12 protein-coding genes are annotated in these 14304 nt (G+C 62.8%); 4 read left to right on the plus strand and 8 right to left on the minus strand.

The window, feature by feature from the left end; genetic code table 11:
* Positions 1-2: 2 nt before the first annotated feature.
* Entirely contained in the window at positions 3-1964 is a 1962-nt protein-coding gene (locus EB233_RS28215; RefSeq protein WP_064991386.1) for an acetoacetate--CoA ligase, read from the minus strand.
* A gap of 199 nt (positions 1965-2163) precedes the next feature.
* Here EB233_RS28215 and EB233_RS28220 point away from each other — a divergent pair, with 199 nt between their 5' ends.
* Positions 2164-4017, plus strand: a complete 1854-nt coding sequence (locus tag EB233_RS28220) for an AsmA family protein (RefSeq protein WP_064991331.1) — start codon at positions 2164-2166, stop codon at positions 4015-4017.
* Between the two features lie 18 nt (positions 4018-4035).
* Here EB233_RS28220 and EB233_RS28225 read toward each other — a convergent pair whose 3' ends face one another.
* The 6 genes from EB233_RS28225 to EB233_RS28250 form a co-directional block, all read right to left on the minus strand.
* A complete protein-coding gene (locus tag EB233_RS28225; protein WP_064991330.1) occupies positions 4036-4854 on the minus strand; it encodes an ABC transporter permease in 819 nt (272 codons plus the stop codon).
* A complete protein-coding gene (locus tag EB233_RS28230) occupies positions 4851-5819 on the minus strand; it encodes an ABC transporter permease subunit (RefSeq protein ID WP_064991329.1) in 969 nt (322 codons plus the stop codon). The genes EB233_RS28225 and EB233_RS28230 overlap by 4 nt, the downstream gene beginning before the upstream one ends.
* Before the next feature lie 9 nt (positions 5820-5828).
* On the minus strand, positions 5829-6968 hold the full coding sequence (locus EB233_RS28235; RefSeq protein WP_064991328.1) for an ABC transporter ATP-binding protein: 1140 nt from the start codon (positions 6966-6968) through the stop codon (positions 5829-5831).
* Positions 6969-7048: 80 nt separating this feature from the next.
* Positions 7049-8146: a polyamine ABC transporter substrate-binding protein gene (locus tag EB233_RS28240; RefSeq protein ID WP_064991327.1), complete on the minus strand. Its 1098-nt coding sequence runs from the start codon at positions 8144-8146 to the stop codon at positions 7049-7051.
* 326 nt (positions 8147-8472) lie between these two features.
* Positions 8473-9426 carry a DMT family transporter gene (locus tag EB233_RS28245; protein WP_064991326.1) on the minus strand — a complete coding sequence of 318 codons (954 nt, stop codon included), beginning with the start codon at positions 9424-9426 and terminating at the stop codon, positions 8473-8475.
* A 136-nt stretch (positions 9427-9562) separates the two neighbouring features.
* Complete coding sequence (locus tag EB233_RS28250) at positions 9563-11011, minus strand: helix-turn-helix domain-containing protein (RefSeq protein WP_064991325.1); 1449 nt, start codon at positions 11009-11011, stop codon at positions 9563-9565.
* Between the two features lie 236 nt (positions 11012-11247).
* Between EB233_RS28250 and aceA the strand changes: the two genes are divergently transcribed.
* From aceA to EB233_RS28265, 3 genes are all read left to right on the plus strand, one after another.
* On the plus strand, positions 11248-12537 hold the full coding sequence (gene aceA / locus EB233_RS28255; RefSeq protein ID WP_064991324.1) for an isocitrate lyase: 1290 nt from the start codon (positions 11248-11250) through the stop codon (positions 12535-12537).
* Positions 12538-12595: 58 nt separating this feature from the next.
* On the plus strand, positions 12596-12838 hold the full coding sequence (locus tag EB233_RS28260; RefSeq protein ID WP_006202762.1) for an SMc00767 family acetate metabolism repressor: 243 nt from the start codon (positions 12596-12598) through the stop codon (positions 12836-12838).
* A 241-nt stretch (positions 12839-13079) separates the two neighbouring features.
* Positions 13080-13523, plus strand: coding sequence for a response regulator (locus EB233_RS28265; protein ID WP_064991323.1), 444 nt, complete (start codon positions 13080-13082; stop codon positions 13521-13523).
* A gap of 55 nt (positions 13524-13578) precedes the next feature.
* On the opposite strand, the gene EB233_RS28270 is transcribed toward EB233_RS28265, so the two are convergent.
* A complete protein-coding gene (locus tag EB233_RS28270) occupies positions 13579-14289 on the minus strand; it encodes an HAD family hydrolase (RefSeq protein WP_027055042.1) in 711 nt (236 codons plus the stop codon).
* Positions 14290-14304 lie beyond the last annotated feature (15 nt).

Below are 14304 nucleotides of genomic sequence, written 5' to 3' on the forward strand. Positions count from 1 at the left end.
GGTCACTCGGCAAGCTGCGGCAGGTTCCTGAACAGCTCCAGCGCCTCCGGATTGGCCAGCGCTTCCTTATTCTTGATGGCGCGGCCATGCACCACGTCGCGCACGGCAAGTTCGGTGATCTTGCCCGATTTGGTGCGGGGAATATCCGACACGGCGACGATCCTGGCCGGCACGTGACGCGGGCTGGCGCCGGTGCGAATTTTTGCCCGGATGCGCTTTTCCAGGTCCTCGTCCAGCTTCACCCCGGCCGTCAGTCGCACGAACAGCACGACGCGCACGTCATTGTCGAAATCCTGGCCGATGCACAACGCCTCCAGGATCTCAGGCATCTGTTCGACCTGGTTGTAGATCTCCGCCGTGCCTATGCGCACGCCGCCCGGGTTGAGCGTGGCATCGGAGCGGCCATGGATGATCATGCCGCCATGCTCGGTCCATTCGGCGAAATCGCCATGGCACCAGACATTGTCGAAACGCTCGAAATAGGCCGCCTGGTATTTCTTGCCGTCGGGGTCGTTCCAGAAACCGATCGGCATGGACGGAAAGGCCTTGGTGCAGACCAGTTCGCCCTTCTCCCGCCTGACCGACTTGCCGTCGTCATCCCAGACATCGACGGCCAGCCCCAGGCCAGGCCCCTGGATCTCGCCGGTCCAGACCGGCAAGGTCGGCACGCCGAGCACGAAGCAGGAGACGATGTCGGTGCCGCCGGAAACCGAGGCAAGGTGCACGTCCTTCTTGATGCCGTCGTAGACGAAGCGGAAATCCTCCGGCGACAGCGGCGAACCGGTGGAGGAAATCGCCCGCACGGTCGACAGATCATGGCTGCGGATCGGCTTTAGACCGGCCTTGCGCACGGAATCGATGAATTTGGCCGAGGTGCCGAAGAAGGTCATCTTCTCGGCATCGGCGAAGTCGAACAGCACATTGCCGTCGGGGTAGAAGGGCGAGCCGTCATAGAGCAGCAGGGTTGCCCCTGAAGCCAGGCCCGATACCAGCCAGTTCCACATCATCCAGCCGCAGGTGGTAAAATAGAAGAAGCGATCGCCGTCCATGAGGCCGGCGTGCAGCCGGTGTTCCTTGACATGCTGGATCAGCGTGCCGCCGGCCGAATGGACGATACATTTGGGAATGCCGGTAGTTCCCGATGAGAACAGGATGTAGAGCGGATGCGAGAACGGCAGCCGCTCGAAGCTGACGGGTTTTACGGCGAAGGGCGATAGCGCCTCTTCCATCGCCACCGCCTTGTCGATGGTTGCTGCCACGTCGGCCGAGGTGCCGAGATAATCGACAAGCAGCACCTTGCCGACACTGCCGAGCTTGGCGGCGACCGCCGCCACCTTGTCGGCGACCTCGATCGCCTTGCCATTGTACCAATAGCCGTCGGGCGCGATGAAGAGGACGGGTTCGATCTGGCCGAAGCGGTCGAGCACACCCTGTTCGCCGAAATCGGGAGAGCAGGACGACCACACCGCGCCGATCGAGGCCGCGGCCAGCATGGCGGCGATGGTTTCGGGCATGTTGGGCATCATCGCGGCAATGCGGTCGCCCTTCTTCACCTTGAGTGACAGGAAAAGCTGCTGCAGGCGCGAGACCAGACCCTGCAACTGGTTCCAGGACAGCCGCCGCTCTACCTTGTCCTCGCCGCGAAAGACGATCGCGTCGGCGGCGCCGGTCTTCTTCAACAGGTTCTCGGCGAAATTCAGCGACGCGTCGGGGAAAAAGGCAGCGCCGGGCATCTTGTCGCCGTCGGCCAGCAGGCGCTCGTCGCCCTTGTCGCCGACGATGCCGCAGAAATCCCAGACCAGACTCCAGAACGCCTCGCGGTCCTCGACCGACCAGCGGTGAAGATCGGCATAGGAGGCAAAGGAAGTGCCGGCTTTCGTCGCGGCTGCTCTCGTGAAAGCAGTCAATGGCGAAGCGTCAATCTGCTCTTGCGTCGGGGTCCAGAGCGGTACTTCGGCAGCCATGATCGATCCTCCCACGGTCGTCATCGCTTATGCATATCGCAGCGCAGCAGAGCAAGATTTTGTTGGGTGCAAGCGGCCAGGTGTGCGCAAATGCCATCGCCGGGCCATAAAGACTTGAAATGCCTCAGTCCTTAGTCGTAGTGACGACTGGGGTCACACATTTCGGGCGATTAATCGGAACGGAAACATATAGGGCGAGATGCCATCATCCTTGATCCGCCGCGGAGTATGGACGATCGGCGCTGCCGTGATCGTCATCGCTCTGGTGGTCGCCGCACTGCCGCTGATCGCCTCGACACGCATCGTGCGTGACCGTATCGCCTGGGAAATGAGCGCCTGGAGCGGCTTCCGTGTCGCCATCGAAGGTTCGCCGCGCATCGAGGTCTGGCCGAATTTCCGGGCGATCCTGACCGATGTGACGCTGTCCAAGTGGACCGATACCGACGCGCCGCCGGTGGTCGAAGCCGAGCGGGTGGAAATCGACCTCTCGGCCATGGCAGCCTTGCAGGGCGATGTGGCGTTTTCCACGGCACGGCTGGTGCGGCCAACAATCCGGGTCCAGCGCACGACAGATGGCCTGTTCCTGCCCACCGCGCCGACGGGCGGGCGCATCGCGCGCTCCATCGACACGGCGCGCGGCGTGGTCAGTGCCGATCCCGCCAAGCCCGACCTCGCCAAATTGCCCAAAGACGCCTTCGGCACCGTTGAGTTCAGGGACGGCCGCATGGTCGCTTCCGTCGACGGCAAGGACGTGGAGATCCTGAGCGGCTTGAACGGCCAGGCGACCTGGGCGGCGATGAACAGCAACGCGACGCTGTCGGCAACCGGGATCTGGCGTGGCGAAAGCGTCGCCCTCGACGCAGCCTCGCCGAAGCCACTGGTGCTGTTTGCCGGCGGCATGGCGCCGCTCACTTTGGCCTTCAAGGCTGCGCCCGCCACCTTTTCCTTCGACGGCACCGCCAGCATGGCCGAGAATGCCTATTTCGACGGTCAGGTGAAGTTCGCGGCCCCTTCGCTGCGCCGCGTGCTGGAATGGACGCAGGCCGGCATCGCGCCGAGCGCGGCGATCGGCTCCGTCTCGATCTCGAGCAAGGTCACGGCGTCGGCCGGGCGCATCAAGTTCGAGAACACCGCGCTGGCCCTGGACAACAATCCGGGCATGGGCGCGCTCGACCTGTCGCTTGGCGACGCCCAGCCGGTGATCTCGGGCACTCTCGCCTTCGACACGCTCGACCTCAGATCGTTCCTGTCCGCCTTCACGCCACTGGAGCCGGCGAGCGGGGCTCAGTCAGGGAATGTGGAGGCGAATTTCGCCGACCGGGTCAATCTCGATCTCAGGCTGTCGGCGGCGCATGCCACGGCTGGCACGATCCAGCTTGCCGATGTCGCCGCCACCGCCCAGGTCAAGGACGGTCTTTCCGTCTTCGATATCTCCGACGCCTCCGCCTTTGGCGGCAACATCCAGACCAGCCTTCGTTTCGACCGTAAGCCCGAGGGTACCCAGGTCGAGATCCGGCTGCTTGCGTCCGATGTCGATGGCGGTGCGTTCGGCACGGCTGCCGGCATGACGCGGCTGGTGCCGGTCGGCACGGGTACCGTTTCAGTCATCCTCAAGGGACCGGGTAGGACCTGGGATTCGATCTTTGAAAACGCCGACGGCTCGGTCTCGGCGACCTTCGGCCCGGGTGCGCTCAGCAAGTTCAACTTGCCGGCCTTTCTCAAGCATACCGAACAAGGCGGCTTCTTCGCGCTCGACGACGTCTCGGACGGGACACTGCCGATCGATGGCGCCGAAGTGAAGGCGACCATTTCGCGCGGCGTGGCGAGGCTCGACAAGGCCGAAGCCAATTCAGCGAAATACAAGATCTGGCTTTCCGGCATCGCCTCCTATGCGGGGCGCGGGCTGGCGCTGTCGGGCGGCGTCATCCAGCCGGACCAGGCGGCGGCGCAGAAGACCGGCCAGCAAGGACCCAACCAGTCGTCCTTTTTCGTTGGCGGAACCTGGAGCACGCCGTTCATTTCCCCGATAAGCCGCGGCGTTTCAGGCGAATAGTCCGGCCCAGCCCGGCTCTCAGCCGCGCTGCGCCGCCTGTTCGTCTAGCTGGCGCTGCACTTCACGCCGCTTGTTGGCGATCGAAGCGATGATGACGCCGACGGCGACGACGGCGATCAGAAGAGTGCAGGCGGCGTTGATCTCCGGCGTCACCCCGAGGCGAACCTGGCTGTAGATCTTCATCGGCAGCGTTGTGGCGCCCGGCCCGGAGGTGAAGCTGGCAATGACCAGATCGTCGAGCGACAGCGTAAAGGCCAGCATCCAGCCGGACACGATCGCAGGCAGGATGACCGGCAGCGTGATCTGGAAGAAGGTTTTCGCCGGCGTCGCGCCAAGATCCATGGCCGCCTCTTCCAGCGACCGGTCGAAGGAAACCAGGCGCGACTGCACGACGACCGCCACGAAGCACATTGTGAGCGTGATGTGGGCGAGCGTCACCGTGAAGAAGCCGCGGTCGAGACCGATAGCCACGAAGAGCAGCAGCAGCGACAGGCCGGTGATGACTTCCGGCATGACCAGCGGCGCGAAAACCATGCCTGAAAACAGGATGCGGCCCCTGAACCGTGTGTAGCGCGTCAGGGCGAGCGCGGCCAGCGTGCCGAGCACGGTCGCCACCGTCGCCGAAATGACGCCGACGCGCGCCGTGACCCAGGTGGCGTCCATCAGGCCCTGATTGTGGAACAGCGACACATACCATTTGGTCGAGAAGCCGCCCCAGACGGTGACGAGCTTGGATTCGTTGAAGGAGAAAACAATGAGCAGCACGATCGGCAGGTAGAGAAAGGCAAAGCCAAGCACGATCGAGGTGACGTTGAAACGGCTCCAGGTGGTGTTCATTTGCCCTGCTCCTGTGCCTTGGCCTGCGCCTGCTGGAAGAGCATGATCGGCACGGTGAGCAACAACAGCAGGATGACGGCCACGGCCGAAGACACCGGCCAGTCACGGTTGGCGAAGAACTCGTTCCACAGCGTCTTGCCGATCATCAGCGTGGACGAGCCGCCGAGCAGGTCGGGGATGACGAACTCGCCGACGGCCGGGATGAACACCAGCAGGCAACCGGCAATGACGCCCGGCAGCGACAGCGGGAAGGTGATCTTCCAGAAGGCTGATGTCGGCGGGCAGCCGAGGTCCTTGGCCGCTTCGATCAGCGAGTAATCCATTTTCTCCAGCGAGGAATAGAGCGGTAGCACCATGAACGGCAAATAGGAATAAACGATGCCGATGAAGATCGCCGTGTACGTATTGAGGATGACCAGCGGCTGGTTGATGATGTGCAGCGACAACAGCAGTTGGTTGAGCAGGCCCTCGGGCTTCAGGATACCGATCCAGGCATAGACGCGGATCAGGAACGAGGTCCAGAACGGCAGGATCACCAGCATCAGCAAGGTCGGGCGGATGGTGGCCGGCGCGCGCGCCATTCCATAGGCGATGGGGTAGCCGACCAGCAGCGTCAGCACGGTCGAAATGGCGGCGATCACCACGCTGGTGATGTAGGCCTTGAAATAGAGCGCATCCTGGGTGAGCCAGACATAGTTGTCGAAGTTGAGGTTACGGAAGCCGGCGAAGAAACCGGAAATGCCATCCCTGAAGTCGAGCACCGGCGTATAGGGCGGCATGGCGATCGCCGTTTGCGACAGCGAAATCTTGAAGACGATGACGAAGGGGATGAGGAAGAAGAACAGCAGCCACACATAAGGAACGATGATGACGAGCCGGTTGACGAAGCCGGCCCCCAGCCGTGTCAGGAACGGCTTCGCGGCGGTCGATGGCGCGATGGCGTCGGTGATTGCGAGGTTGGACATGGCAGCCCCCTACCGTGTCAACACGACGCCGGCGTCGGGCCGGAAGGATACCCAGGCGCGGTCGTTCCAGGTCAACGGGTCCTCGGTCACGCGCGCCGCGTTCAAGGCGCTTGCCCGCACGATCTGCCCGTCATCCAATTTGATGTGGTAGACCGTCATGTCGCCGAGATAGGCGACATCGTAGACTTCGCCCTCCAGCGCGTTGACGGCATCGGCCGGCTTCTTCGACGAAACCTTTATCTTTTCCGGCCGAATCGCGAAGATGATGTCGGCGCCCTTGCTGGTATCGGCGGCATTATCGACTACGATCTGCGCCCCGGTCGCCCCGGTGATGCGCGTCGTGTTGGCCGAGCGCTCGGCGACCTTGCCCTCGAACATGTTCACGTTGCCGACGAAATGGGCGACGAAACGCGAGGCCGGGGCTTCATAGACTTCCGCCGGCGTCGCGACCTGCATGACCTCGCCCTTGTCCATTATGGCGATGCGATCGGCCATGGTCATCGCCTCTTCCTGGTCGTGGGTGACGACGACGAAGGTGAGGCCGAGCTCCTGCTGCAGATCCATCAGTTCGAACTGGGTTTCCTCGCGCAGCTTCTTGTCGAGCGCGCCGAGCGGCTCGTCGAGCAGCAACACCTTCGGCCGCTTGGCGACAGAGCGGGCAAGCGCGACGCGCTGGCGCTGGCCGCCGGAGAGTTGGTGCGGCTTGCGCTTAGCGAACTGCTCGAGCTTGACCAGCTTGAGCATCTCGGCGACGCGCTTTTCGATTTCGGGCTTGGGCATGCCTTCCTGCTTGAGGCCGAAGGCGATGTTGTTCTCTACCGTCATATGCGGGAACAGGGCATAGGACTGGAACATCATGTTGACCGGCCGGCGGTAGGGCGGGATGCCACGCAGATCCTGACCGTCGAGCAGGATGCGGCCGGCCGACGGCTCCTCGAAGCCGGCAAGCATCCGCAACAGCGTCGACTTTCCGCAACCCGAGGCGCCGAGCAGGGCGAAGAATTCGCGCTCGAAGATGGTCAGCGACAGATTGTTGACGGCGGTGAAATCACCAAACTTCTTGGTGACGTTGTCGAACTGGATGTATGGCTTGGCGTTCGGGTCGTTCCATGGCGCGAAATCCCTGCGGATGCTGCCAAGCGATTTCATAATCCCCACTCCGTGCTTATTTTTCTTCCCCGAAAGAAATCGACCCCGGCAATTGGCTGCCGGGGTCGTGTCGAATTCGCCTACTGGCCGGTGACGATCTTGGTCCAGGTGCGCGTTATGACGCGCTGGGTCTTGGGATCGTACGGAGAGACCGTGTAGAGCTTCTGCAGGGTCGCGTCGTCGGGATAGACAGCCGGGTCGTTCAGCAGCGCCTTGTCGACGAACTGCTGCGACGCCTTGTTGCCGTTGGCATAGAGCACGGCATTCGACGATTTGGCGATCACTTCCGGCGTCATCATGTAGTTGAGGAATTCATGCGCCTCGGCGACGTGCGGCGCATCGGCCGGGATCGCCATCTGGTCGAACCACATCTGGGCGCCTTCCTTCGGCACGGAATAGCCGATCTCGACCCCCTGCTTGGCATCATTGGCGCGGTTGCGCGCCTGGAAGACGTCACCGGACCAGCCGACGGCCAGGCAGATGTCGCCGTTGGCGAGCGCATTGATGTATTCGGACGAGTGGAACTTCCTGATGAACGGGCGGACCTTCATCAAGGCTTCCTCGGCCTTGGCGATGTCGTCGGGCGAGGTGCTGTTCGGATCGAGTCCGACATATTTCAGCGCCGCCGGAATGATGTCGGCCGGCGAATCCAGCACGTAGACACCGCAGTCCTTCAGCTTGGCGAGGCTCTCGGGATTGAAGAACACGTCCCAGCTGTCGATCTTGTCGGTGCCGAGTGCGGCCTTAACTTTCTTTATGTTGTAGCCGATGCCGACCGTGCCCCACATGTAGTTGATCGAATATTCATTGCCCGGGTCGTATTTGGCGGTTCTTTCCGTAACCGTGTCCCACATGTTGGAAAGGTTCGGCAGTTTCGACTTGTCGAGCTTCTGGAACACGCCGGCCTGTATCTGGCGGGCAAGGAAATTGCCGCTCGGCACGACGACGTCATAGCCGCTGCCGCCGGCAAGCAGTTTGGTTTCCAGGATCTCGTTGGAATCGAACGTGTCGTAGACGACCTTGATACCGGTCTTCTTGGTGAAGTCGTCGATGATCGTCGGGTCGATGTAATCGGACCAGTTGAAGACATTGACGACGCGGTCTGCGGCGTGCCCGGCAGGCGTGAACAATGTCAGAAATACCGAGGTCGCCGAAAGCCAGAGCGCTTTGCGGATCATGTTATTCTCCTTTGGTGAGTGTTCCATCGCCGGCTCGTCGCGATAGGCGCGCGGCCGGGCTTTTGCTTCAGACTATTGAGCTTTCCACGGGACAACAAGCGCCGGTTGTCGCAACGACCGCGACCGCGCAGTTGTCTCCGGCTGGGAGGAATCACGGTGCCGTCAGAAGCTTTCGCCGCCGTGCGGACGGAAATACAGAAATATGGAGCGGTCTCGATCGGGCCGCCGGGGAGACTTGGCAAGATACGCCTGTCTTGTTGTTGCCGTGTACCCAGCCTGCCCGGGCGGCAGCGATGTTGTCAATGGCAAAGCTTCGCCGGCCTGCATCAATTCGGCGACGGCACCCCGGTGACCCCTGCCCGCTGCGGCCGTGCCTGGCGTTTGAACTCGAGACCGATGTGGACGAGCAGTGCCGTGACCACCACCATGCCGCCGATGATGGTCCGTCCGGACGGCACTTCGGAATGGATGAGCCAGACCCATATCGGCCCAAGGATCGGCTCGAACGTGCCAAGCAGTGCCGCGATGGCCGCCGGGATCAGCCGCGCGCCGGTGGCGAAGAAGGCAAGGCCGATGCCGAGATTGACCACGCCGAAGGCAAAGAGAAAGCCCATGTCGCCGGCGGAGACCGTAAAGGCCGACGCCTGCGAGGCGGCAAAGCCCGCGGCCAGGATCGTGCCCAGACAGGTCGCCGGCGTCATGCGTACGCTGGCGAACCGCCTTGTGATGACCGTGGCGATCGAGAACATCAAGGCGATCAGCAGCGCCAACCCGTCGCCTATGGGCGAGACGGCGCCATCGAGCGATTCCGACACCATGATGGCGACGCCGACGATAACCGCGGCGATCGCCACCCAGGTCGCCGCCCCCACCCGCTCGCGAAACAACGCCCAGGCAAGCAGCGCCGCCAGAAGCGGCACGCCGGCCTGCATCAACAGGATGTTGGCGACGGTGGTGTAGGCAAGTGCGACGACGAAGGCCGTCGAGGCGATGGCGAAGCAGGACCCCACGGCCAGGCCAGGCAGGCCCATGTCGCGAAACGATCTCAGCATGCCACGCCAGCCATCACGCCAGGCCATGAAAGAGAGCAGGAAGGCGGCGGCCCAGACGGAGCGCCAGAAGATAACCGTCCAGCTGTCGCCGACGGTGACGAAGCGGGCGATGGTGCCGCCGAAACTCCACATCAGCGCCGAAAGGAAGACCAGAAGCATGCCGACGCGTTCCTCGCGCGGCGAGGCGTTTGTTTTAACAAGGCCCGGTGATGATGCTGCGTCTGCCATGGGCGCGAGTGTCGAGCTTTTGTGGACGGGACGATGCGCAAGGGACGACAAAAAACTGCTCTGTTCGCGTAGCGCAAAGACTTGAGCCACGGGTGATCCAGACACCGGCGGCTATTGTGGCACCTTTGCTGCCGCGTTACTGGAAGTCGAAGGCGCTGAGACCGGTCACCATCTCGTCGAGGCCGAGCGGGCGCGTCACCGGCGGTTCGGCGCGCGCCAGGCAGCCGACGCGCTCGCAAAGCCGGCAGGCCGGTCCGACCGGCGTCGCCGTCGGGGCGCCAGGTCCAGCCTTGCCGCCGACCGCGGCGCCGGGCAGCGCCGCGCCATAGACGATGTCGTCACGAAAGCCGATGTCGCACCCGAGCAGCAATGCGGTGCGGCGCGGACGCTCCGAGAATGCGCCTTGCGGCCCCTCCAGCGTGCGGGCGATGCACAGGAACTCGGCGCCATCGGGCATTTCCACCGCTTCGACGAAAATCTGGCCGGGCTGGGAGAAGGCGGCATGCACGGGCAGCTTGGGGCAGCCGCCGCCAAAGCGGCTGTGTGGAAAGCCCTGGCTGCCGGCCCTGCGGAAGCGGTTGCCCGCATTGTCGACCTCCAGCATGAAGAAAGGCACGCCGTGCGCGCCCTGCCGCTGCAGCATGGTCAGCCGGTTCGCCGCCTGCTCGAAGGAGACGCCGAAGCGCGAGCGCAGGACATCGATGTCGTAGCGCGCTCGAACGGCGGCCGCATGGAAGGGCTGGTAAGGCATCATCAGCGCGTGCGCCGCATAGCGGCCGAGTTCGAAGCGCGCGAGCCGGCGGGCTTCGTCCGTGCTCAGCCTCAGCGCCTGGATCTCGCCGGCGACCGCGACCGTCATGCGGATCAGGCATGCCTCCATCGCCACTTCGCGCAACTGGTCGAACGGCGACAGCCGCTCGGACAGGAACAGGCGCTGCGAGTGGCGATCGTAGCGGCGACGCCAGTTCGGCATGGTGGCGACCGGCAGCACCTTGACCACGATGCCGTATTCGCGCTTCAGCCAGGCCTTCAGCGCACCGAATAAATCGTCGCCGGGATCAAGCACCGACGTGAACGCCTCGGCCTCCTCCTCCAGCGCGGCAAAATGGTTCGGCCTTCGCTCGAAGGTCTCGTGCACCTCGTCGATCGGCAGGCGGGCACCTGACACCGCCGTCGCCCGCCCCTCGCGCGCCAGAAGCTCGTTGAGGTCGGACAGACGCTCGGCCTGTTCGCGATAGGCGCGGAACAGTTTTATCACCGCGGCGGACGCATTGGGCGCCGCCTCGGCGAGCTCGATCAGTTCCTGGTCTCCCGGCAATTCGCCGACCAGTAGCGGATCGGTGAACACCTCCTTCAAGGCCGCGACCGACCCCCTTGCCTCGCCTTGCAGCTCATGCGGGTCAACCTTGTAGACGGACGCCAGTTTCAGGATCAGCTGCACCGTCAGCGGCCGCTGGTTGCGCTCGATCAGGTTGAGATAGGACGGCGAGATACCGAGTCCCTCGGCCATCGCCGTCTGGGTCAGGCCCTTGGCGTTGCGGATGCGGCGGATGCGCGGCCCGGCGAAGATTTTCTGATCGGCCATCGACTGCCCTTGACAGGATTTACAGGACATCCGCGGCAATCTCGCCGCGTCGCCCTTTTACAGTAATGACAAATTTACAGCAGCCCCGTGTCAAAGACAACACAGATTTTCCCTTATATCTTGGCGCTTTTTTGCATTTCTCTGGCTCATTTCGCGCCGCAATGTAAATTAAGTCATATTCCAACGAGCCAATGATTGGCCGCCGGACGCAGCGCAGCAATTCTTCGGAGTGACCCATGACCGATTTTTACAATCTTGTTCCCTCGGCGCCTGAAGGTCGCTTCGACGGTATCGAACGTCCCTATTCGCCGCAGGATGTGAAGCGGTTGCGCGGTTCGGTGCAGATCCGCCAGAGCCTGGCCGAGATGGGCGCCAACCGGCTGTGGAAGCTGATCCACGAGGAGGATTTCGTCAACGCGCTCGGCGCCATGTCCGGCAACCAGGCGATGCAGCAGGTGCGCGCCGGGCTGAAGGCGATCTACCTGTCGGGCTGGCAGGTCGCCGCCGACGCCAACACCGCATCCGCCATGTATCCCGACCAGTCGCTGTATCCGGCCAATGCCGCGCCAGAGCTGGTCAAGCGCATCAACCGCACGCTGCAGCGGGCCGACCAGATCGAGACCTCCGAGGGCAACGGACTTTCGGTCGAGACCTGGTTTGCGCCTATCGTCGCCGATGCGGAAGCCGGCTTCGGCGGACCGCTCAATGCCTTCGAGATCATGAAGGCGTTCATCGAAGCGGGCGCCGCTGGCGTCCACTACGAGGACCAGCTGGCGTCGGAGAAGAAGTGCGGTCATCTCGGCGGCAAGGTGCTGATCCCGACCGCCGCGCACATCCGCAACCTCAATGCCGCGCGCCTGGCGGCGGACGTGATGGGCACGCCGACCCTGGTCGTGGCACGCACCGACGCGGAAGCCGCGAAGCTTCTGACATCCGACATCGACGAGCGCGACCAGCCCTTCGTCGACTATGATGCCGGGCGCACGGTGGAAGGCTTCTACCAGGTCAGGAACGGCATAGAGCCCTGCATCGCGCGGGCCATTGCCTACGCGCCCCACGCCGACCTGATCTGGTGCGAGACCTCGAAGCCCGACCTGGCGCAGGCCAAGAAGTTCGCCGAAGGCGTGCGCAAGCACCATCCGGGAAAGCTGCTCGCCTATAATTGCTCGCCCTCGTTCAACTGGAAGAAGAATCTCGACGACGCGACGATCGCCAAGTTCCAGAGGGAGCTGGGCGCCATGGGTTACAAGTTCCAGTTCATCACGCTCGCCGGCTTCCATCAGCTCAACTACGGCATGTTCGAACTGGCGCGGGGCTACAAGGCACGGCAGATGGCGGCCTATTCCGAGCTGCAGGAGGCAGAGTTCGCCGCGGAGGCCAATGGCTACACCGCGACCAAGCACCAACGCGAGGTCGGCACCGGCTATTTCGACGCCGTGTCGATAGCGATCACCGGCGGCAAGTCGTCGACCACCGCCATGCATGAATCGACCGAGCACGCACAGTTCAAGCCGGCCGCCGAATAGCGGATCGGAAAAAAACCGAGGAAACGCCCAACAGGGCTTCAGACACAGGAGAAGACCAATGGCATCGATAAGCCGAGTCAAGGAACGTGCGGAAGAACAATCGACCACGATGAGCGTCGATCAGCAGGCGACCATCCGCATGCTCGCCAACGACCTGCACAGGTTGAACCAGTCGGTGATGAAGGCAGTCGAGGCGGGCGTCTCGGTGGAACTGGTGCGCTCGGCTCGGCACCATGGCGGTGATGGAAATTGGGGCGATCTACTGATCCCGGTGATCGTCACGCAACAGAGCCATGGCTGACCGGGAACGGGTACAACCGCCCCTTCACCTGGGCAGCCTCTGCGCAGGTGAATTTTCTTTTTACGAAAACGAGCCATGGACAGGGCAGTACAGTACTGTTGCTTGACTCGACTGTTAGAGGACGTGTTTTCGAAGGCCTTTTATTTCAGCTTGACATGGGGTGCGATCTCACGCCAATAGTCCGCCAGATTCAACTCTGCATTGAAATAGGGGCGTGCTTCTTGACCTACTTGGGTGCCCAATGAGTAGCAAGGGCGAGACCGCAAAACATGCGAATCTGGTGACCCAGGGGTCAAGCGCCGAGACGACCCGCAGTGCATCGCAAGTGCTTGTGGTCGGGAAATCACCGATCAATCGCGTGGTGGTGTCGAAGATCGTCGAGCAATCCGGGCTCAGGCCAATCGCGGAATCGCCCGATATGGCGGTGAAGACCTTGCGAATGCTGGTGCCGGGCGTGATTGTGCTGGACGGCGGCGCCGACAACAAGGATTGCGACACTCTGATGTCTGGCATCGAAACTCTGCGGCGGGCTTCGGGCAAGTCGCTCCCTTCCGTCATCCTGCTTTCGACCAAGACTGGCACGCCGGAGAGCCTCGGCCTGTCGAGCGTGATCGACGTCGTCGTCGCCAAGCCGATCACGCCCGAGCGGCTACAACCGGTGATCGATCGCCTGATCAGCCGCTAGAGGTTCTTCCGTCCCGCAATTACTCGGAATGGAAAGCTGAAAGCTTCGACCAAGCTCAGTTCTTGAGGCTTTCGACCAAGGCGGGCAATTGCCCGAGATCGGATATCTGGCGGAATCGCGGCTCGGCGACCGGCGCCTCGACATGCTCGAGCACCCAGGTCAGTTCGTGCGGCACATGGACACCCCAGCCACCGGCCTCGATGGCCGGAACCACATCCGACTTCAGCGAATTGCCGACCATCATGCTCTTTGCAGGCCCGTCACCGTGGCGACTGAAAAGGCGCGCATAGGTCGCGGCATTCTTGTCGCTGACGATCTCGACCGCATCGAACAGGTCGCCGAGTCCAGAGCCAGCCAACTTGCGCTCCTGGTCGAAGAGGTCGCCCTTGGTGATCAGCACAAGGCGATATGCGCCGGCGAGCGTCTCCACCGTCTCACGCACATTTGGCAAGACCTCTATCGGGTGGCTCAGCATCTCGCGCCCAGCCTCGAGGATCTCCGCTATGACCGAAGCCGGAACCCGACCGTCGGTGACCTCGATCGCCGTTTCGATCATCGACAAGGTAAATCCCTTGATGCCGAAGCCATAGACGGCAAGGTTGCGCCGCTCGGCCTCCAGCAATCGCGCCGAAATCTGGTTCTCCTCGCCATGGTCGACAAGCATGGCGGCGAAGCGCTTCTCGGTTAAGCGGAAGAACTGTTCGTTCTGCCAAAGTGTGTCGTCGGCGTCGAAGCCAATGGTTGTCAGTCCGTTGTTGTTTCGCATCGATGCCTTCCGGAT

It is taken from the genome of Mesorhizobium erdmanii, from assembly GCF_013170725.1.
GTDB lineage: Bacteria > Pseudomonadota > Alphaproteobacteria > Rhizobiales > Rhizobiaceae > Mesorhizobium > Mesorhizobium erdmanii.